The 20,984-nt window shown below is 57.8% G+C and carries 13 protein-coding genes; 2 read left to right on the top strand and 11 right to left on the bottom strand.

The genetic code is table 11. The features are described 5' to 3' along the window. Positions 1-344: 344 nt before the first annotated feature. On the top strand, positions 345-2,075 hold the full coding sequence (locus DUD43_RS06355) for a PAS domain-containing methyl-accepting chemotaxis protein (protein ID WP_153229593.1): 1,731 nt from the start codon (positions 345-347) through the stop codon (positions 2,073-2,075). A gap of 286 nt (positions 2,076-2,361) precedes the next feature. After that, on the top strand, positions 2,362-4,017 hold the full coding sequence (locus tag DUD43_RS06350; RefSeq protein ID WP_153229592.1) for a methyl-accepting chemotaxis protein: 1,656 nt from the start codon (positions 2,362-2,364) through the stop codon (positions 4,015-4,017). A 163-nt stretch (positions 4,018-4,180) separates the two neighbouring features. Here DUD43_RS06350 and DUD43_RS06345 read toward each other — a convergent pair whose 3' ends face one another. The 11 genes from DUD43_RS06345 to DUD43_RS06295 all read right to left on the bottom strand — a co-directional run bounded on the left by DUD43_RS06345 (position 4,181) and on the right by DUD43_RS06295 (position 20,970). Beyond that, on the bottom strand, positions 4,181-5,497 hold the full coding sequence (locus tag DUD43_RS06345) for a DUF445 domain-containing protein (RefSeq protein ID WP_153229591.1): 1,317 nt from the start codon (positions 5,495-5,497) through the stop codon (positions 4,181-4,183). A 283-nt stretch (positions 5,498-5,780) separates the two neighbouring features. Next, a complete protein-coding gene (locus DUD43_RS06340; RefSeq protein ID WP_153229590.1) occupies positions 5,781-7,373 on the bottom strand; it encodes a vWA domain-containing protein in 1,593 nt (530 codons plus the stop codon). Between the two features lie 6 nt (positions 7,374-7,379). Further along, entirely contained in the window at positions 7,380-7,886 is a 507-nt protein-coding gene (locus DUD43_RS06335) for a hypothetical protein (protein WP_153229589.1), read from the bottom strand. A gap of 10 nt (positions 7,887-7,896) precedes the next feature. After that, the gene (locus DUD43_RS06330) at positions 7,897-8,628 is read right to left on the bottom strand and encodes a hypothetical protein (RefSeq protein WP_153229588.1); all 732 of its coding nucleotides are present in this window, start codon (positions 8,626-8,628) and stop codon (positions 7,897-7,899) included. 47 nt (positions 8,629-8,675) lie between these two features. Next, positions 8,676-10,232, bottom strand: coding sequence for a formylglycine-generating enzyme family protein (locus tag DUD43_RS06325; protein WP_153229587.1), 1,557 nt, complete (start codon positions 10,230-10,232; stop codon positions 8,676-8,678). Next, positions 10,222-11,430, bottom strand: a complete 1,209-nt coding sequence (locus DUD43_RS06320; RefSeq protein WP_153229586.1) for an ABC transporter permease — start codon at positions 11,428-11,430, stop codon at positions 10,222-10,224. Before DUD43_RS06320 ends, DUD43_RS06325 begins: the two co-directional genes overlap by 11 nt. Further along, a complete protein-coding gene (locus DUD43_RS06315) occupies positions 11,421-12,134 on the bottom strand; it encodes an ABC transporter ATP-binding protein (protein ID WP_153229585.1) in 714 nt (237 codons plus the stop codon). The genes DUD43_RS06320 and DUD43_RS06315 overlap by 10 nt, the downstream gene beginning before the upstream one ends. 1 nt (position 12,135) lies before the next feature. Then, positions 12,136-14,130, bottom strand: coding sequence for a vWA domain-containing protein (locus tag DUD43_RS06310; RefSeq protein ID WP_153229584.1), 1,995 nt, complete (start codon positions 14,128-14,130; stop codon positions 12,136-12,138). After that, positions 14,127-15,179: a hypothetical protein gene (locus DUD43_RS06305; RefSeq protein WP_153229583.1), complete on the bottom strand. Its 1,053-nt coding sequence runs from the start codon at positions 15,177-15,179 to the stop codon at positions 14,127-14,129. The genes DUD43_RS06310 and DUD43_RS06305 overlap by 4 nt, the downstream gene beginning before the upstream one ends. Beyond that, positions 15,176-17,746 carry a virulence factor SrfC family protein gene (locus DUD43_RS06300; protein ID WP_194273450.1) on the bottom strand — a complete coding sequence of 857 codons (2,571 nt, stop codon included), beginning with the start codon at positions 17,744-17,746 and terminating at the stop codon, positions 15,176-15,178. Before DUD43_RS06300 ends, DUD43_RS06305 begins: the two co-directional genes overlap by 4 nt. Positions 17,747-17,751: 5 nt before the next feature. Then, positions 17,752-20,970 carry a virulence factor SrfB gene (locus DUD43_RS06295; RefSeq protein WP_153229581.1) on the bottom strand — a complete coding sequence of 1,073 codons (3,219 nt, stop codon included), beginning with the start codon at positions 20,968-20,970 and terminating at the stop codon, positions 17,752-17,754. Between the last annotated feature and the right edge of the window lie 14 nt (positions 20,971-20,984).

Here is a 20,984-nt window from a genome sequence, read left to right as displayed (position 1 = left end):
CTCCGGCGGGCGGCAGGGGCCGTATCCGAAAATACAGTGGGTACATTATTTTCAGATGATCAAATTATGACCCATGAACATCTAAGCCTAAAGAAATTCGCCTGGCTGCCGTTAAGCGTTTGAACTGTATGTGTTTGCCAGAAATGACAAGCAAGCGCTCAGTCAGAGGCCGGATCAGTCAACAGTTTCACGCTTTGTTCTGCTCCGCCATTCGCAAAAATAGAAGGTTTCTGACAATTCAGGTCGAACACGGACAGACAGAAGCCTATGCCTCTTTTTTGCATGGCCCATGCGGGCTTGACGGCCCCCCGCGTCCCCTTTGTTGTTCTCCTCCAGGATGATGAATGCGTAAGAATTTCCCCATTACCCAGGACGAGGTTCGTGTCCGGGCCGATCAGTACCTTATTTCAAAAACCGACCTGAAAGGTCGGATCACCTACGCGAATGCGGCCTTTATTGCGATCAGCGGCTTCACCCGCGAGGAGCTGGTTGGCAAGGCCCATAACCTGGTCCGTCACCCCGACATGCCGCCCGAGGCTTTCCAGGATTTCTGGGACACCTTGCAAAGCAAGCGCCCCTGGATGGGCGTGGTAAAGAACCGCCGCAAGGACGGTGGCTTTTACTGGGTCTACGCCATGGCGGTGCCTATTTATGAAAATGGCACCGTCGCCGGTTATGCCTCGGTGCGCGTGAAACCTAGCCAGGAACAGATCGACGAGGCCGAAAGCCTGTACGCCGCCATCAATGAAGGCCGCGCCAAAGGTGTACGCCTGCATGAAGGCCGTGCCGTGCCTACTGGATGGCGCAAGGCCTTGAGTCAGCTGCGCCGTCCTTTCAGCAATTCCCTACGTGCCAGCCTGTTCCGTATGGGTGCCCTGGCTCTGGCCACGACCGGCACCGCCCTGTACTTCGCCCTGACAGGTGGCGTCCCTCAAGGCTCGGGTTTGTGGCTGACAGGCGGCTTGTGTCTGGCCAGCGCCGTGATGATGGGTTACGGCTGGCTGATTGCTCAACGTGTGATCCGCCCTCTGGACCAGGCTTCCCTGATCGCCCAGCAAATTGCCACCGGCAACTTGCAGCTGGATATTGATATCAACTCCAGCGAGAGCAATTCGGAAATTGGTCAGCTCTACTTCTGCCTGGATTTGATGCGCAAGAGTCTGGTGGGGATTGCCAGCGATGCCCGCGCCGGGATTGATGCCTCCATCAATGCTGCTCGCATTCTGGAAGTGAACAATACCAACCTGGCCTCGCGTACCGAAGATCAGGCCGCGTCCTTGCAGGAAACGGCCGCCAGCATGGAAGAGCTGACGGTAACCGTACGCCAGAACGCCGACAACGCCAATCAGGCCAGCCAGTTGGCCGATGCCAGTATGCAGATTGCGCAACGTGGCGGCGATGTGGTCAATGAAGTGGTGCAGACGATGCAAGGCATCCACGACAGCTCGCGCCGTATTGGCGACATCGTCACCGTGATTGAAGGTATTGCCTTCCAGACCAATATTCTGGCGCTGAACGCGGCGGTGGAATCGGCCCGTGCCGGTGAGGCAGGCCGTGGCTTTGCGGTGGTGGCTGGTGAAGTGCGCAGTCTGGCTCAGAAGAGCTCGCAAGCCGCAGGCGAGATCAAGAACCTGATTGATGCGTCGGTAAGCCGTATGGCTGTGGGCGCCGAACAGGCCGCACGCGCGGGCGACACCATGGGCGAGGTCGTGGACTCGGTTAAACGCGTCACGGATATTATTGGCGAGATCTCCACCGCTTCGATTGAACAAGCCAGCGGCCTGGATCAGATCAACGAAGCCATGGCCAAGATGGATGGGGTCACCCAGCAAAACGCGGCCCTGGTGCAGGATCTGGGCAATACCATGAGCGATCTGGCCTCTGAAGCCTCCGAGCTGGCTGATGCCATCAAGGCCTTGAATACCGGCTCTGTCGAAGCAGCCCAAAGTGCTCCTGCTTTGGCTCAGCTCAGCAAGGCGCCGACCATGCAGGTGCTGTCTTACCAGAACACGCAGCCCTTTCAGGCACAAAGTGCCAAAACAGCGAACGCCCGTCTGGAAGCGATTCGCCGCTAAACCATAAAATCAGGATCGGCAGCGACTCTGCCGATCCTGACAAAACTGACAGCTAGACAAAACAATAATTCTGGGATCGATTTTGATACCCTGAATGCTCAAAAATAATAATCAATAATAAAATCAAGGCAGTAGACCACAGGAACCTTGCTCTGAAACCTTGGCTTTTGCTTGTCATTACGGTGACACATTTAGACTCTAATACAAATACCAAGTAACAAAATTGAGTCAATATGCAACATAATGATCTGTCCTTTTCCGCCTACGTCTTTAACAGGGCCAGATCATGCGTGAAAACCAAGCCATTACGTCTCATGAAACACAGGTACCCGAAAAAACCTATTTAATCTCCAAAACAGACCTGAAGGGGCGCATCATCTACGCCAATCCGGTCTTTATCGAGGTTAGCGGCTACAGCCATGATGAGCTGATCGGGGCACCCCACAATATCGTGCGTCACCCCCACATGCCGGCCGTGATTTTTCAGGATTTATGGCAGACCCTCAAGCAACAACGATCCTGGTCGGGGCTAATCAAGAACCGCCGCAAAGACGGCGGCTTTTACTGGGTGAAGGCGCGCGTCATTCCTTTAATCGAAAACGGCCGCGTCAATGGCTATGCCTCGGTACGGGTACGCGCCCAGCCCAAAGAGATCAAGGAAGCAGAATATCTGTACCACTCCATTCAGCAGCAAGGCTTACGCGGCTTTCGTCTGCATGAAGGCCAGTTGCAAGCCAGAGGCTGGCGCTCTGCCCTGAACACCCTGCTCCAACCCTTGAACCGTAGCCTGCGCGCCAGCTTGCTACGCTTCGGGATTCTGACGGGCGGCCTGGTAACGTTAAGCGCTGGTTTGCTACTGGGCAGCGGCGCATCCGGCACCTATCTGACAGCCGGGCTGGCATCCCTGGGTGTGGTCAGTCTGGCCACTTTGGCCTACGGCTGGATTGTGACCCAGCGCATGATGCAACCCCTGCACAGCGCCACCCATATCGCCCAGCAAATCGCGACGGGCAATTTGCTGATCGACCTGAACCCGCAACACACCCGCAGCCAGGAAATTGCGCAGCTGTATTTCTACATGGACATGATGCGCAAGAGCTTGCTGAGCCTTGCTCGTGATGTGCATCAGGGCATTCAGGCGTCTCTGGATGTATCCACACAGATTGAGGACGGCAACCGCCAGCTATCCCACCGTACCGCCGCCCAATCCGGTTCCTTGCAGCGCACGGCCGCGAATATGGAGCAGTTGACCATGAATGTTCAGCAGACCGCGGACAATGCCAGACTGGCGAATCAGCTGGCCGACCAAAGCCTGTCTACCGCAAGGCGTGGGGGCGAAGTGGTTCAGGACATGGTCAGTACCATGCAGGACATCCACAATAGCTCTGAGCGCATTGGCGATATTGTGTCGATTATTGAAGGGCTGGCGTTTCAGACGAATATCCTGGCGCTGAATGCCGCCGTGGAATCAGCCCGTGCCGGTGAAGCAGGCAAGGGTTTTGCGGTGGTGGCCGGTGAAGTCCGCAGTCTGGCGCAGAAAAGTGCGCAGGCCGCCGGGGAGATCAAGAACCTGGTGGAAGATTCCTTGAAACGCATGGCAACCGGCGCCCATCATGCCAAACGGGCTGGTTCCACCATGGACGAGATCATGCAATCGGTCTCGGACGTGACGCATCTGATCAGCGAAATTTCCACGGCCTCCAACGAGCAAGCCAGCGGTTTGGCGCAGATTAACGATGCTGTCTCCACCATGGACAGCGATACCAACGACAACGCCGATCTGGCCCGTAATTTAGGGGTGACGGTTCATGAACTCAGCCGTCAGGCACAAGAGCTGAAACTGTCCATTCAGCTTCTGAATACGGGGGTGACTGGCCGATCCACCTATGTCCCCGACCCGAACGCCACCCAGGAACCAGTCCCTTTGCTGAAAGTTGCCTGATAGAAAAGCATTGGGGGCAAAGAGCTGAACGTCTCGCTGCCCCCACCCCTTTATATTCCCAATTCGGCAAGGCCTTGGATTCAGCTACTTCTGATCTGAAATGCGCTGCCACGTTTGCCAAGCCCGGCCCAGGCACTCGGATAACTCCGGTCTGCTTGTCTTTTCAGACCAGACCCAATAACAGGATCGCGTGCAGGCCTACGCCAACCAGGCCGCCTACTACCGTACCGTTAAAGCGTATGTATTGCAGATCCGTGCCTACCGTCAGTTCCAGCTCGCGCACCAGTTGCCTGTCATCCCATTGACGCACGGTGCGCGAGATATGGTCTTTGGCCCCTTCACGCAATTGCTCGGCCAAGCCCGCTGCTGCGGACAGCATGTGCTCATTCAGGGTGTCACGCAGCGTTGCATCGGTATTCAAGCGTGTACCCAAGTCCTGCGCTACCTGGCGCAGATGGGCCGCGACAGACGAATCCTCTTTGGCCAGATCATTGCGCACAACACGCATCACATCCGTCCAGACGCCATCAATGTATTCACCCACATCTTTATGGTGCAAAAAGCGCTGCTTGATGGCTTCTACCTGCTCCATCAAGTCCGGGTCCTGGCCCAGGCGCTGAATATAGTCGTGTACCCATTGCTCGTAATCCTTGCGCAAGGGGTGTTCGGGCTCACTCAAAATGGTTTGCACTTCGTCCACCAGGGCTCGCGCCAGACGATCGGCCATCTTGCCGGATAGCTCGTCTACCGAAGTCACTACTCCGACCATAGCCAGGAGCTTAGGCCATTCACGCTGGGCGTAGCGCACCAATACATCAGCCACACGCTGCTTGACCGCCTCGTTGGACAGATAGCCACCCAATTGCTGCAAGACTTCATCCAGCAAGCGCTGGTGGCGGGCATTGCGCGTCAGCAGCCCCAGAATCTGGGAGCTGGAACCGGCCATATCCACCCGCATCAGGTAGCCACGCACCCCATCCGTCAGCGCTTGTTTGACGCTGCGCTCATCCAGCAATCGCAGGGCCTCGCCCATGGCGGTTTGCAAGGCACGGCTGACACGTTCGCTTTGCTCAGGTTGCGACAGCCACTGCCCCAGACGCGCGGCCGGGTCCAGGCTGCGCAGCTTTTCCAGCAACATGGCTGAATCCAGAAAGTGGTCGCGCACAAAGACGCCCAGGCTTTCACCCAGGCTGTTCTTCTTGTTGGGAATAATGGCGGTATGTGGAAACGGCAGGCCCAGCGGGTGGCGGAACAGGGCAACGACGGCAAACCAGTCAGCCAGCGCACCGACAGTGGCGGCCTCGCTGAAGGCACGCAACCAGGGCCAGAATCCGGCGACAGGTGCCGCCTCGCCCTGCCGCATCATGGCGTGGCTTAGCAGGAACAGGCAGATAGTCAGCACCAGCAAAGCCAATGCGCTGCGCTTCATGCGACGCAGACGGCGTTCGGGCGAGTCAGGGCGAGAGGATGATGTAGACATTTCCACAGTCTATGCGTAGTTCAGCGCAAAAGCGGTATTGAATAGTGCGGAGCCAAGTCTCGGGGAAAACGATTCCAAGCCTCAGACCTCCCGTTCTGTCACAGAAATCTCATCACGAGCTTGGCGTCACTTACGGTCCATACGGACAGAGCCCGACCTCAGCCCCCTTGGCAAGTTCACACAAAGTTCAGGTCATTATTGTCACCCTGTCTTTTTCTGCCTGTCCAGAAACGAATCAGCCTGGGCGAACCCAGGCTGATCACGGCACAAGGTCAAACGATGTTTACTTGCAAGCCTGCTCGGCGCGCTTCACAAAGTCCGTTGTGGCATCACGCAGGGCTTTGGCAATCTGACCAGACTGCTTGGGAGCCAGCGTGACCCCACCGGTTGCCGTAGCTGCGCAAGCCGACAAACCTTGCCCGGTGATATCCACCACGTTAATGCGCAAACGTGGCTTGGCACGAGCAATGCTGCGCGACACGGCACAAATATCCTGATCGCAACCGTCATTGCCATCCACGAACAAGACGATCAAGGCATCCCGGTTCACCCCATCCACCCGGCTGGCAGCCAGATTCAGGGACTGCACCAGATTAGTACTGTCCTTGGCCTCGATATTCTGGATCAGGTTCTTCAAGCGCCCACGCTGTGCAGTCGTAAAGCGGCCCTGGTAATTGGGCGCAGCACACTGCTGTGCGAAGGTCACCAAGTGCAGATCCTGTCCGGCCGGCAAACTGTCCACCATGCTGGAGAAAGCACTGCGCGCCGCATCGATACGCGAGGTGCCCCGGAACAGGGTTTGAGCACGCTGGGTCGCGTAATCACTCCAGGAACCCATATCGTCCAGATCCTGACTGAAGAACCACTCCTCGTCCTGGATCTTGGCATCGACGCTCAGCAACATGGACATGGAGGAATCAAAAATGATGTAGACCTCGGGCTTGAGCACTTCACCCTTCTCGTCCTGAGCACACACAAAGTTAGGATCAGACGACACCTTGGGGCCCGGCTTGGGTTTGGGTTCAGGCTTGGGTTTCGGTGGTGGCTCGGGCTTGGGCGGCGGCTCCGGTGCAGGAGGAGGCGCAGGCGGCTCTTCCACCACGGGCTCGGGCACAGGCTCTACTTTGACTGGCTCGGGTTCCGGTTCAGGAACAGGCACCACCGGCTCTTCAGGAGGCGGCGCTGGAGGGACAACAGGCTCTTCCACCACAGGATCAGGCTTGACCACGGCGGGTGGCTCTACCGGCACCACCTCCTTGTCCCACCAGCCCGGAGGCCACTTGAACCACCAGGACAAGAACAGGGCCAGCAATAAAGCCAGCAAAGCGGCCAACAAGAACCATAGCCACGGACGACCTTTGGAGGCGGCCACGGTCGTCGCTGCAGCCCCTGCCCCCACGGCTGCTGCCGCAGGCACCACAGGAGGTACAGGCGGTGGCGGTGCCACCCGCTTCTGATAGGACTCGAACAAGGGTTCGGGCGATAGCGCCGGGTTCTCGCTCATGACCAGCAAAGGCTTGCCGCCTACGCTGTACACCGCCCCTTTGGCCGACACATCTTTCAGCAAGGCTTGCAGCGCTTGCGCGTCCTGCGTCGCCCCCTGCTCTTGCAACTGGCGGCTCAGGACCTCGATCCGGTCCAGCGATTGCTGGTAACGCGCATCCAGAGCCTGTTGCTGTGCCGCAGACAAGCTGCTTTTTGGCACGGCCTGGCCCTGCATGCCCGTCCACCAGGCGGTGGTGTCGGAACCATCAGCCTGATAGGTGGAAAACAGATGCGTTAAGGGTTCATCCTGGCGTTTCAGCACATTGAGCGCATGCTGATGCTGCTGATACGCCGAGGATGGTCCAATCGAATCAAGAATGACACGCTGCATAGGCTTTTACTCGTCGTAACCCAAACTGGACTGCAGGCGGCTGACGTCTTTTTGCAGCTTCTGCAATTGCTGCTGCTTCTGGGCGATCGCGGCCGAGCTATTGTCTTCGGTAGAGCGGTTCACGTCTTTCAGGCCCTTATCCAGGTCCTTGAGCTGGTTCTGCAAACCGGCTTCCTTGCCTTTGCTGGCCTGCAAGCTGCGCACCAACTGCCCCATGGAACGGTTCAGGGCCGTCTGGGCCTGACGCTGCTGGGCCAGACTGGCTTTGCTCAGGCTTTGCTGGGTCTGAATATCCTTGTAGACCTGATGAAACAGCGCATTGGCTTCCTGTGCGCTCAACAAGCCCTGTTCGCGCGCATCAATATGCTGGCGATAGGCACCCGAGGTGTCGCAACTGATTTTGGTGAAAAAGCCGGCGTCCTGATCAGAGGGGTCGCATTCGCTCATGGTGGTGGCACAACCGGCCAGCAAGAGGCTGGCTGCCAAGGGGGTCCAACGCAGAAATACTCGCATAAGAAACTCTTTAACCCAAAGTAACGGCGGAACGCATGGAATACAGGTCGTCTACTTCTTTTTGCAGCACGGCCACTTTCACATTCATTTGGTCAATCTGACGGTCCAGGCGCTGGACTTCGGACTTCTTGCCACCGTCCTTGCGTTCAGCCTCGGCCACATCGCGGTACAGGCTAACCTTTTCGTTCATGTTTTTCAGATCACGATTCAGAACATCGATATTTTTATCGATACGGGCCAATTGCTTCTCGGCCTGTTTTTTCTCCATCGTTTTTTCTTTCATGTGCTTTTCGATTTCAGCAATCTGCCGCTTGTCGTCAGCAATCACTTGTTGAGCCGTATTGGTGCGCTCAATGATATTGGCCGTATCGGCTTCTACGTCACGCTGCATGGCAGCCAGACGATCCGAGGTATTGGCGTATTCCGTGCGGCGCTGGTCCAGATAGTAGTTGGTACCCATGGCCACACCGCAAGCGGCCACACCCGCAATAATCGCGCAAGCCGCTTTATTGCTGGAGTTCGACAGCATGCAAGCCAGCACACCCACGGCTGCGGCACCGGCACACGCCTGAAAGCCCGAACGGCTAAAGAATTTCGCATCCTGACCCTCTGTCAGGCGGTCATCGGCCTGGGCACCGCCCAGCAAACTACTGCCAGTACTGGCACAACCCGAGAGCAAAGCCACGCCCAGCATCAGGCTGCCCAGCAAAGTTCTAGGGGTAAAACGGCGCACGTGTTGCATAACTTCCTCTTCCATTTGAAGTACGTCTATTTTTATTGGCTCGTGATTCACGAGTTGGGCACGGATTTACAACTGTTTTTCCAGGCATTGATATCAATGGCATCTGTTTTCAGATAATCCTTCTGATTTTTCCAATGCACTTCCAGATAGGGTTTCAAAGCACTCAGGCTCTTGTTTTGTTCCATCATCTGGCGCTCTACCGGCACCTGTTTTTCCAGCAAGTTCAGCCCGTACAAGGACGAGGCGTCAATTAAATTACTCGCATAATACCGTGCCAGTTTCGCGACACGGTCTTCCTGTTCGTCCAGCTTCAATTTGCGGCTGGCGCATTGCTTGTCGTCCGTATCGGCTTCGCACAAGGCATCGTAATTTCGATGCAGCAATTCCACGAACAGCACGTCATCTTTCAGCTTGGTGCACAGGAAAGAACCCAGCTCCAGGTTGGCGCGAATGGCTTGGTCACGCATCTCTTCCTGACGCAGATTGGCGGCCCGCAAATCCCCTTCCAATTGCTTTAACTGGGCTTTGAGCTTGTCGTCTTCCAGGCTGCTGGCCAAGGAACTCAGACGCTGCACGGCGGACTCTTCTGCCGGGCCATTCGGGTTGACCGTGCCTTGCTCGGTACCCAGGGCTTGCCAGCTCTTTTCAATGGCCTGCACACGCTCGCGCGAGGTCAAGGCAATCGACACCAGGGCCAGACGCATGCCGGTTGTTTTGGCTTGAGTGGGTCCTTTGGGACCGTAGTACGCCAGCTCTTTACGAGCCGAAGAACGCAGGGCTTCGGGCTTGGACAGGAAATTGCCACCACGCACCACAAAGCCACCGGCCTGGCCGTGTTGACGGTCCAGCTTGTTCAGGCGGAAGGACTCCAGAATCATCTCGTCCACATTGCCCAGCATGTCATGCAGACCCAGCGGATTGGGTTTGAGCCGTCCCATCAACTGAACAGCCCCGTTGGAGGACTGCGCACCGGCATACCATTCATAGTCGTTCATGCCTTCGGGCATGGGATAACGCACGTCACGGAACTCGGCCGAAGACAGGGCCGAGCCGCCCCGCGCCGCGTATTCCCATTCAATTTCCGTAGGCAGGCGTACAAAACCAGCCAAGCCATCTTCTTTGGGCAGCTTGTCGGCCGCGTTCTCGCGCAGCCACTGGTTGTACAGATCGGAGAAATGCACCGCATCCATCCAGCTGATGTCGGTCTGCGGCACCACCAAGGTGTTCTTGGGTGTCGGGCAGGTGGCTTCCGTCATGGCCTGATACTGCAATTTGTTCAGTTCGTACTTGGCCATCAGGTAATAACGCGAGGAACCGGCCTTGCTATCGGTAAAGCTGCCTGCAATGAACTCGGGGCGCTTGTGTTCGATATAGCCCCACTCCTCGGCTTCCTGCCCCACCACCACACGCATATCGTCCAAAGGACCGGCGACGGGCACGGCCACACGGCGAAACACCATGGCGCCTTCGCAAGGCATGGGCAGAACCACATCGCCTTCGGCTGGCTTGGGGTTGTAGTACTTCTCGTCCCAGGGCGCTGCCTGCGCCACAGCGCTGAAACCCAGCAACAAACTGGCCGCACTGAACAAAGGATTAAATTTCACGCAAACTCTCCGCAGGTTGAACACGAACGGCCCGCCAGGCTCCGATTGCCGCCACCACACACGCCAGACCTGCCACCATCAATAAGGCGTACAGGGCATGGGCCATGGTGATGCGACACACGAAGTCCGTCTGGAGGCCATCTCCCACCAGTAGTTGATTGAATAAGGTACTGCCCAGGCCATACAGGCCCAGTCCCAAGGCATAGGCGATCAGGCTTAACAAAATGGCCTGAATCAGCACGTAGCGAATGACTCCACCGCTATCAATACCCAGCAAACGCAGGACCGCCAGATCTTTGCGCTTGCGGTCCACATTCGCCAAAAATGCTCCGCCCAAAGAGGCTGCGCAGCCCACGATAGCGGTCAAAGCAATCACACCAAAGATCAGGCTAAGCACCCGGTTGATGGCGCGCACGTTTTCAATATCAGCGTAGCGACTGGCGACTGGAATACCTTGCTGCTCCAGGCCTTTTGCCACCTCGCCAACCTGATCAATCGTGCTGGCATAGACACGGGCGCGGGCGTAGAGCACGGGCATATCAGCGGCCAAAGGCTTGCCAGTCAGCAGGGAAAAATCGGGAATTTGAAAACCATCACGAGCGTATTCCAGCGCCAGCAAGGTTTCCGGGGCTACAAACACGGCGGGACGCGAATAGCGGTGTTCCGCCAGCACATCCACCACGGTCATGGCCTTGTCGCCCTGCTCCAGCTGTCCGTCCAGACGGCGGCTCAGGCGCAAATGCACGAACTCGCCCGCTGTCCAGTTCAAGCGACGGGCGGCTTCCTGAGTCAGGATGATTTCATGGGGAGACAAGTCACGGGCCTGATTCTGCAGCAAGGGATCGCCTTGTGCGCTGGCCAGCACTTCTACATTTTCCAGAAAGCGGCGTCGGTCCAGACGCAAATCTGCCTGGGTATTCAAGGAGCGCGTCATGCCAATGGCATAGCCCACGCCGGGCATTTGACGCAGCTTGTTCAGCCAGGCCTGGTCAAAGCTGCCGCTGCTCAACATCTTCACTTCCAAGTTGCGCGGATCTTGCAGCAACTCCTGCTGCAACTGGGTGACCACACCGTGCTTCAGGCCAAAGAGCAGCAGCAAGGGAGCCACCACGGCTACCATGGCCGCGACCATGCAAAAAGAGATGCGCCAGTCAAAACGCAAGTCGGCCCAGGCCAGACGAAAGACGTTTACAAACATGGGGCGGCAACCTCGGGAACAAAAATGCTCAAGCCCGGTTCCAGCTTGGCTTGCAGGCGCGGAATAGCGAACTGGCTCAAGCTGTCCCAATCGTGCGAAACCAGCAAGACCGCCAGATCCAGCTCCTTGGCCAGACTGAAAAACAGCTGGAACACATTGTGAGCCGTTTCGGGGTCCAGGGCAGCGGTAGGTTCATCCGCCAGCACCAGACCAGGGGCGTGAGCAATGGCACGAGAAAAGGCCACGCGCTGTCGTTCCCCAATGGACAAGGCCGAGGGGTACAGATTCAGCAGTCGTTCCAGCTTCAGGGTAGCAATGGCTGCGTCCAGATGGTCTGCCTTGACGGGCAAACCCAACAAGCGGCGCGGCAAAACCATGTTTTCCCGGACCGACAGATACGGCAGCAGGCCACCGTTTTGCAGCACAAAGCCCAGGTTTCTGGCCCGCCATTGAGCCAGTTCAGACTCGCGCCCGCTGGCATACAAGGCATTGATGTCCTTGGCCTCTTTACCCAAGCTAAAGACCTGAGCCTGAGTGGGTCGCAAGAGCAGGCCCAAGGTTTCCAGCAAGGTGCTTTTGCCGCAACCGCTCACGCCGGTCACGGCCAAAATCTGCCCCGCGTCCAGAGCAAGCTCGGGCAGTTGCACACGAAAAGCGTGGGGGCCTTGCCCCCGGGAGACCTCTAGCTGCTGAATGCGGAGCATGTCAGGGCATCATCTCCAACGGCACGGGATAAACGTCATCACGTGCATCGGCGCCTTCAGCCAGCGACACCCAGCGATCCGCATCGGCGTTGTAGCGCTCGTAGTAGCGCAGCTTGGTGCTCAGGTCACGAATGAATTTTTCCTGGCTCAAGGCATCCCAACTGGTCCAGGTATCTTCATCCAAGGTCAGTACCGCGCTCTGGTAAGGCAGGTCTTCCAGGTACTCGCTCATCAGGCCCAGTTCGGCCAGCTTGGTGCCCTTGTCCTGTTTCAGGGTGCTGGGGTCCGCCCCCATGGCCGCTGCCACGGAACGCAAGCGGTTGAACATATCGGTAGGCGAGATCATGCCTTCGTTGGCCGCATCCAGAATCTGTTTGACCACATCGCTCAAGTCACTCAACTGAGCTTTGGTCAGCAAGACACGGACGTCGGTTGTCGGGATGTTCTGGCGCACCAGATCACGGTCGCTGATCCAGGCATGGAACACTTCAGGCGCGGTGGTGCCCGTGGTTTTGCCCAAATAAGCCAGGCGCATGGCATGGCCGATCAGCTCGGCGTCGGTCAGCATCTGGTCGGTGGTGGTGTCGCCGGTCTCCTGGGCACGGGCTGCACTGCCAATCGCATCCCCACCCTGGTAGGCCACTTTGACCTGCTCGGTCAGTGCGGTCGCCAGGTTATCGACCATCTTGCCAAACTGGTTCACGTCACCGGCATTGACCGGGTAGTACAGCGAGGTTTGTGTACCACCGTAAGTGGACAGCTCGCGGTACTGGTCTTCGGCCTTGGCGTGGTTGTTCTTGCCCGATGGTGTCTTCAAATGCAGGGTGTAGATCGCCACACCGGGTTTGGCCGCTTCGATACGCAGTTGCGGTGCATCCAGTCCGGTCGAGGAATACTTGTTATTGCCTTCCAGCGCCCCAGCATCGGTAATCAGCACCACATAGCGCGCACCAAAATTGTTCCAGTTCACCTTGTCCAGGGCTTCCAGCACGCCCGCGTAGGCATCTTCGTCGTAAGCCACGGTAGACACCTTGGCTTGCTTCAAGTCCGACACTTTGGACAGGAAGTCTTCACTGCTGGTCACGGTATTGGGGTCCGCATACATATGCGTCAAATACTCGATGCCCGGCGCGGCTTCCATATTGGAGCGAAACGCGATCAGGCCAAACTTGACCTGATCGGACAGACCCTGCTCTTCCACCTTGGCATAAACCTTGCGCACGGCCTCGCGAGTGCGATCAATGTACGGGTCCATGGAGATGGTGGAGTCAATCACAAAGACCACGGCAGCACTAAAGCCCTTGATCTGGGACGTACGCTGGGCGGTATCCTGATCCTGAGCCTGTTCAGGCTCTTTCTTGGCAGCTTCCGGCTCTTTCTGATCTGCGGTGTGCTTGGTGACGGACGCCACATTCAGCAAACGGGTACGGAAGCCGTTTTCAGTCATGACCTCTTCACCGCTCAAGACGGGCAAGAGGTAGAACTGTTCCTGCACATCCACAAAGTACTCGGGCTCTTGCGCCAATACGCCCTCTGTTTGCGAGTCTTTACGCAAAGCCTGACGCATAGGAGCCACCAGGGTGGCCGGGTCCGGCGTATCCAGCACTTTTTCCAGCAAGGCACGATCCTGGAAAAACAGCATGCGATCGCGGTTGGCCGGATTGGTGAAGGCCAGGGTCAACTGCATTTTCCAGTCCACCGTGCAGGCCTTGTCCAGCCAGCCTACGGTCTTGCCCTGGCTGTCCGGGCCCACCTGTACACGCTCTGCCCCGCCCTGCTCTTTGCGCTGATAAATATAAAAGCGGCTGAACGCAGGCACCGGCTTGCCCTGCTGATCCGTTTCCGAAGAAAACAGACGGCAGGACGGCGTGGTCAGAACACGTTGATACAGCGTCTTCTTGCCCTCTTGCAGCAAGGGAGCTGCGGCCTGTGCCTGGCTTGCGCCCAACAGGAGAGCACCAAGCAAACTGAATCGAACAAGGGGACGCATCATCATTGACTCAACTCCTGGAAGCGGGCCTTGGCTTGCGCGTTATCAGGCTCGGACAGCAAGACGGTTTCGTACCAGTACGCAGCCGTAGCCGGATTGGGCTTGCTAAAGCAGGCATTGGCCTGGTGATCTTTGGGGTCGTATTCACGGGCGTAAGCCATGGCGATTTTCACATCACCGGACTGCGCCTTGTTCACGTACAAGCGCTGGGCCACGTCACACTGCTCCGCCTTTTTGGCTTCTTCAATTACGGCCAGCCATTGTTCGGAGGTTTTGCTTTCCTTGACGCACTCTTGCACAAATTGCAGGCCGGGACGGTCTGCCAGCTTGTCCATGGTGCAGTTGTCTGTTTCCACGACCGCAGGCTTGGACTCGGGTGCATCGGGGGCGGCCGGGCTGTCGTCCTTGGCAGATTGGCTGTAGAACCAGTAACCGGCTGCGCCCGCCAGAATCAACAAGAGGACGATCAGGCCAATCCATTTTCCCATGCCGCCTTTCTTGGCAGGAGGGGCCACGGGGGCAGGAGCAATCGCCCCCACTTTGGGAGCCGGCGCTTCTTCTACCTTGACGGGTTCTGGCGGTGGAGGAGCCACCGTTTCGACCACCGGAGGCGTTTCAACAACAGGCTCCGGCGCGGGCGTTTCAGGTACGGCGGCCACGGGCATGGTCAGCTCCATAGCCTGGGCATTGCCACCGGCTGTGGAGGGCAAGATACCCTTGTCCAGTTTCAGCGGGCTGCGGCCCAGTTCTTCGCCGTTGGCCTCCGCCAAAGTGATTTGATACGCATCGCTGGCATTGGCCAGCAGCGAATCCACAATGTCAGCGTTCAGCAGAACAGCAATGCCCTCTTCATGCTCGGTCCAGCCTTGTTGCGGCAACCAGCGCAAGGACGCATCCCAGCTTTGTGCCGAGTGCAGGTAATAGCTGTTCTGGCTACGCTGAATGGCGATCGCGTATTCGCCCAGGTCCAGCTCTTCATCCAAATCACGCACATACAGACGAGCACGGCCAGGGACCGCGGGCTCCAAAGCCTGCAAACTAAATCTTAATTTCATGCCACGCTCTTATCGGTAAATCGTTCCAGAATGCGTCCCAAGGCCTGGTTCTGTTCCAGACTCAGTTCGCGGCCACCTTCATAACCGGCGTTATGCAAAGTGGTGTGTGCCAAAGCGGCCAGCCATTGTTCAAAGAAAATCGCGCCGTGATCCTGGGGCTCTGCCGGCAAGACCGGCATGCCATCCTGGGCAAAGGCTTTAGGGCTCTTGAAGAAGTCGTCGCTGCCGCCTTTCAGGTAGAACCAGGTCACAAACTCGCTGATCGTCATGGCCACATTGCAAACTTGGCGATCGGCCAGACGCTCGCGACGCACGCCGCTTTGACGGCGCTTGGTCAGCACAGCCAGCAACTTGTCGCGCAAGGCCCAACGGTCCGAGGCCACAATCAGCTCTTCCACCAGACTGGAGAGCAAATCCACCGGCATGCGCAGCACGTTCTGATTGGTACGGCTGGCGGGCAGCTCGCGCAACTGGCTGACCCAGCTGCGGTACACCAGATCGGCGTACTGCTGCTCGAAGGGCTGCTCTTGCGTCAGAACGCCGGGCTCATCCGGCTCGGACTTGCTGGAGCCCAGGCTCAGGAACAGATCACGCAAGGTGTCTTGCGGCAGATGCAGCGCAGCCAGCAGCTCGCCCACGATGGCGCGGTAAGCAGGCAGTTCCTGCCGGAACTGTTTGGCCAGGGCTTCCTTGACCACCGATTGCTGGTCGCCGTCCTGGCTGTACCAAGAATGCAGGGACTTCTTGACCAGGCTGTCATGCAAGCTGCGGAACTGTTCCTGCAAGCGCATCAGCTTGAAGTCCAGGCCACCAATCTGGGCCACATACGCACGCAGACGCTGCATGCCGCCATCATTCAAAGCCAGCATGGCGTCCCAGGCTTCGGCCGGATCGCTTAATTGCTGTGCCAGTAGCGGGTTTTCGATAAAGCTGCCACGCATGCGCCCCATTTTCTCGGCCACGGATGCCGTAATGGATAGCTCCCGGCTTTCGGTGTCCAGATCAATAAAGGGGGTGGGCATGCCGGGCTTGCGCACCAGGAAAGTGTTGGAGAACGGCTGGTCCGGACGCCATTGCTGCAACCATTCGCAGTGGCCGAAACGCTCTTTGAAACTCATCTTCATCAAGCCGTCCCAGCTATCGCGCACCTGGGCGTCGTCCTGAATCAGGGAGGCACCAATGCGCTTGTCGAACATGGTGATAGCCCACATCAGGCCCACTTTACGGTTCTGACGTTCCTGCGGCGTGGCACCTTGAGTGCGATGGACCCAGCGTGTCAGCACAGGCTCTACATCTTTCACATCGCTTTGCTTGTCCGAAGCGGTACACATGACCAGACCGTTCATTTCCTGCTGGTCGGTATAGCGTTCAAACAGATAAGCCACCTTGCCGCGCAGAATCAGTTGCGAAGCGGGGTTGCCACCGCTGCTTTCCGAAGCGGCACCGGCATCCTGCACGGAACGAATATTCAAACGACCGCGGTAACCGGGGAAGTCCAGCAGATCCACCTTGTCCACGCCGCCGCCCTGGGTTTCACCAATCAGGGGGAAGGTCAGTTCCACCGTCAGCGCCGCCAGATGGGCCAAAGGCACTTCCACCGCCTGGGCGGCCACAACGGGCTGGCCGTCCTGCTCGCGTACGGGCAAGACGCTCAGGCTTTTCTCGGTGGCACTGCCCAGGGATTCGAGCACGTCCACGTTCATGATGCTGTCTTGCTGCACAAAGCCATCGCCTTCGCGACGGATCAGCGCTGTCAGCGGTGCGTAGACCTTGCTGGGGTGACCCAGAGCCTGCAGCACTTTAGCCAGGCCGATATAAAGCTCGCTCAGCTCAGCCTGCTCGCCCCACAAGATGGAGAACAGCTGTGCCCGGTCTTCCAGACGCAAGGCGGGGGCCAGATTGATGACCTCCGGCCAGTAGGTGCTGTCCAGCAAGCGAGTGGTATTGCCAAAACTGCTGCGCACGTAGTCCCACAGGGACACGGCATCATCGGCGCTCAAGCCGGCATCGTTCGCACCGGCACGGCTCTTGAGCGATTCGATCAAGGCCTTGATGCGGTCCGCTGCAAAGGTGTAGCCGATCTGTTCCTTGTCAAAGTCATTGAAGTAACTATTGACCAGGATTTTCACCATATCGACTTCAGAGAAAATCTGCAGTTCGACGGGATAGGCATCCGGGCCTGCGGTGGCATTGCGGCTAAAGCGCGTCACCAGACCTGTGGCTTCCTTACCGCCCCCAGGCGGGTTCACATGGCGCAGGAAGTCGATGGTTTCACCGCCGTAATTGGTTTCCAGACGGCCATTGCCACCGGCGGCAAGGCTAGAAATCAGATAAGACTTGCCCGCCTGCGACAGTCCAAAAAAGCCAATTGTCATGGGGCGGCCCGACACCACGCCCAGACTACGGGCGGTATTGCGGGCACGGCGCAGTTCCAGCACCAGGCTATCGGCCTGCGCGTTCAGGCGCTGCGACGAAGCGCGAGCCTGCATCACCCAGTCAATGGCCTGTCCGGCACCTTGGTATACGTTCTGCCAGTCCTGGCACAAATCCTGCTGTAAGATCGTCATGTCCATCATTTGAGCACTACGCTCCCGCTATCGAGCCAATATGGAGAATCACCCAGGCCTGCTTCCAGCATGGTGTTGAGCTGGATACGGACGGCCCCTTTGGACACGCCACTCAGTTTGAAGTCTCGGGGTGCCGAGTTCTTGATCTTCAGACGATCGCTGATCAAACGGCGTCCTTGCCCACCTTGGGACGCCTTGTCCACCATCAAGGTCACTTCCATGGATGGCAGTTGGCCATCATCGTCGGGCGCATCGGCCATCTGGCGACGCACCTTCTCGTTCAGGTGCAGGTAGTACAAGGGCGAGGCGGGCCAGCGCTCTACATCCAGTTGTCGATAACCCAGACGCAGATAGCTGCCCTGCATCAGCAGGTGGTAGCCATCGGAGTCTTCACTGCTGACACTTTCCAGCGTCACCATTTCCTCGCGAGTATCGGGGTCCATCTGGAGCACGTCCTTGTAGACGATGTCCTGATCCTTGATCTGATTATTGGAGTCAATAATCCCGATGTGACGCAGGGTGGAACGCGGGCGCAGATTCGATACTTTGAAATTGAACTGGTCAATATTCATGTTGTAGCAAAGCAGGCACAGCATGGCGCCCACCGAGGCCGTGCTCTTGGGATCGTCGATCCGACCATTGGTATGGAAGGGATACCAGCTGCCCGTGCGGTAATTGTGCAAAGGCAGCAAGCGCGCAGGCGATACCGGCATTTGCGAGCGCACGTAGGCTTGCACGCCCGGCAGACGCGAAGGACGGCCGGCCATCAGCACAATGTCGCAATCGTAGTAGTTCAGCACTTCGCAGAAGGCGCGCAAGGGATCGTTGATGTTCAGGGAACCGCTGACCAGACCCTGGTGCAAATGGGCCAGATCAAAAGGCTGCTCGACCTTGGCCAATTCCAGATCGACGCGCTGACCGGCATGCTTGTGCAACTCGTCCAGCACGTACTGAACCACCTTGCTGGAGACTCGTGGCAAGGCATCGGCCGAGCCTGCCGACGCGTGGGACAGCGGTGCATTGGCCTGATCGCCCTGCAAGTGCTCGAACTCCAGCAGCTCGCCCCATGGCAAGGACTGGACGGCACGCGGGTCCTCATGCGGATCGTAGGCTTCGTAGCGTTTCAGGAACTCCAGGCCCAGCGGTACAAAGACCTGCAAGGCCAGTTGCTGACGCAAGACGGCTTTATCGGCATCGGCTTTTTCATTGCCGCACAGACGCGACAGGAACACATCCGTGTCTTCCACACCGGCATGGCTCAAGGCATCTTCAAAAGCGGGCAGCACATAGCGCTGGATGACGTCCAGCAAGATGTCATCACCGGCCACGCGGAAGCTGTCGCGGAAACGCTGTTTGGGCGAGATGGTCAGGTTGCTGCCACCGCCCGCCCCTGCCGGGCGACGCAAGGTGTAGTCGCTGATCACGATATCGGTGGTACCGCCGCCAATATCAATAATGCCCAACGTCAGTGTTTCCCGATCTTCCTTGTAGGGAGCGGCCACCGCATCAAAGAACTCGTCAGCATGGCCAGCGAAGTTTTGGGTAATTTCGGTAAACAGGTAGACCAGCTGAGAGCTGGTGGCCTCGTCCCATTCCACCCGGAACTCGGGCAGAGGTACGCGCAGGTTCTCCGGCATGCGGCCCGACTCGGAAGGCTCCAGACCATAAGGGTCTTCTTCGCCTTGATACCAGTCCATGCTGGTCCACAGCAGACCAATGGCCTGACGCAGACGCTCGGCCAGCAGGCTGCGTTCTACCAAAGGCATGCCGGGCGGCACGGTCAGAACAATATTGCTCAAGCGGCGAGGCTTGTTGGAGTGACCTTGGCGTACCCGCTGGGCCGGGCTGTTGATTTGCAGCAGCGCCTGGGCCAGCACCTCGGTCAGCATGAAGGTCATGACCGAGCTGCGCGAATAGAAAGGCTCGAACACCGGCAGACGGTCGTCTTCGTCCAGGGTGTACAGAGCTTCGCCACGCTCGTCGATATGCAGGGAGAACGGTGCAGCCAGGGCACGCGGTTCTGCATCGGAGCGGTCGTACTGCTGACTGAAACGCCAGCCGTGCTTGTATTCGTTTTCGTCCCACAAATAGCGCTTGGGGCTGGACAGCCCGGTCGTGCCCTCGGTACCGCGACGGCGGGCGGCCAGACGCGCGGCCTCATCCCCGACACGCACCAAAGTGGGCCAGGAAAAGGCAGTGGGACGTCCGCTTTTCAGGGACAAGTGGTTCTTGCCGAAGTCCGTCTGCGCAAACTCCACGCGACTTTCAAACGGCTTGCTGTACACCTGATGCGGATGAGACAAGTCCCGCAGTTGCAGCACATAGTTCTGCCGCAAGCCGGAGTCGTCCTGACCGTGGTTTTCAATCAGAATCCCGCAAGTGCGCGAGTTCCCCACGTCCAGCACCAAGTCCACAGGAATGACCTGTTCACTTTGCCAGTTGGCGGCCAGCACCTTGATGTCCGGCAGGCGCACCCAGGCTTCAGAGCGACCGTCCACACACTCATGCGGTGGTGCGAACAGGCTGAGTAAATTCAGAAAATGCAGCTGGGCCGAACGCAAGGCGTTAACGTCTTCGCCAAAGTCGATATTGCGCGTTTTGTTGACGTTGTCCTTATAGACTTCCAGCAACCATTCCTGCACCCAGTCGCGATTCAGGAACCAGTCCATATGGGCGCTGTCGCACGCAATGCGGAACAAGGCCCCGGCATTGATGTCTTCACGCAAGGGGGCCAGGTAGGCCGCGCCCTCGGTCAGGTCCACCACGCTGGTATCGCAGGCAACCGTAATACGGTGTGTATTGCCGTCGCGATCAGGCGTTTCCAGACGCACCACGCGCAGACGGCTCCAACTGGCCGGGCCATTGTCAAAGCGATGCGGCGCCACAAAGCGCACATAGGGCACAGGCAGCCACAGGCCATCGAACAAGTCCAGGGTACGGCTCAGAGAGACATCGCATTCCTGATCATTGCGGCCGCCGCCCTGGTACACCCCAACCTCGCCTTCAGGCTGATGGAACAGGGTTTGTTCCTGGCCAAACTGCAAGCCTTCAAACAGGAAACGCCAGTTCTGGCCGTTCGTGCTGAAGAAAGAATGGTTCAAGGTGCCCAGCTTCTTGCTGCCCAAAGTGGGAGCGTTGATGTCAAAACCGAAGTCCATGAACTGGACTCCGGTGTTTTCAATCAAAGTAACCAAGCCATCGTGTTTGAGTAATTCAGGCAACATAAGATTCAAGCACT

It is taken from the genome of Alcaligenes faecalis (genome assembly GCF_009497775.1).
Lineage (GTDB): Bacteria > Pseudomonadota > Gammaproteobacteria > Burkholderiales > Burkholderiaceae_B > Alcaligenes > Alcaligenes faecalis_D.
Note: the sequence above shows the minus strand (reverse complement) of the source record. Positions and strands in the feature narration are given on the sequence as shown.

Excerpts from the sequence above, each read along its gene's own strand:
- DUD43_RS06355 (WP_153229593.1), top strand. The coding sequence starts at position 345 with ATGCGTAAGAATTTCCCCATTACCCAGGACGAGGTTCGTGTCCGGGCC.
- DUD43_RS06350 (WP_153229592.1), top strand. The coding sequence starts at position 2,362 with ATGCGTGAAAACCAAGCCATTACGTCTCATGAAACACAGGTACCCGAA.
- DUD43_RS06345 (WP_153229591.1), bottom strand. The coding sequence starts at position 5,497 with ATGTCTACATCATCCTCTCGCCCTGACTCGCCCGAACGCCGTCTGCGT.
- DUD43_RS06340 (WP_153229590.1), bottom strand. The coding sequence starts at position 7,373 with ATGCAGCGTGTCATTCTTGATTCGATTGGACCATCCTCGGCGTATCAG.
- DUD43_RS06335 (WP_153229589.1), bottom strand. The coding sequence starts at position 7,886 with ATGCGAGTATTTCTGCGTTGGACCCCCTTGGCAGCCAGCCTCTTGCTG.
- DUD43_RS06330 (WP_153229588.1), bottom strand. The coding sequence starts at position 8,628 with ATGCAACACGTGCGCCGTTTTACCCCTAGAACTTTGCTGGGCAGCCTG.
- DUD43_RS06320 (WP_153229586.1), bottom strand. The coding sequence starts at position 11,430 with ATGTTTGTAAACGTCTTTCGTCTGGCCTGGGCCGACTTGCGTTTTGAC.
- DUD43_RS06315 (WP_153229585.1), bottom strand. The coding sequence starts at position 12,134 with ATGCTCCGCATTCAGCAGCTAGAGGTCTCCCGGGGGCAAGGCCCCCAC.
- DUD43_RS06310 (WP_153229584.1), bottom strand. The coding sequence starts at position 14,130 with ATGATGATGCGTCCCCTTGTTCGATTCAGTTTGCTTGGTGCTCTCCTG.
- DUD43_RS06305 (WP_153229583.1), bottom strand. The coding sequence starts at position 15,179 with ATGAAATTAAGATTTAGTTTGCAGGCTTTGGAGCCCGCGGTCCCTGGC.
- DUD43_RS06300 (WP_194273450.1), bottom strand. The coding sequence starts at position 17,746 with ATGACGATCTTACAGCAGGATTTGTGCCAGGACTGGCAGAACGTATAC.
- DUD43_RS06295 (WP_153229581.1), bottom strand. The coding sequence starts at position 20,970 with ATGTTGCCTGAATTACTCAAACACGATGGCTTGGTTACTTTGATTGAA.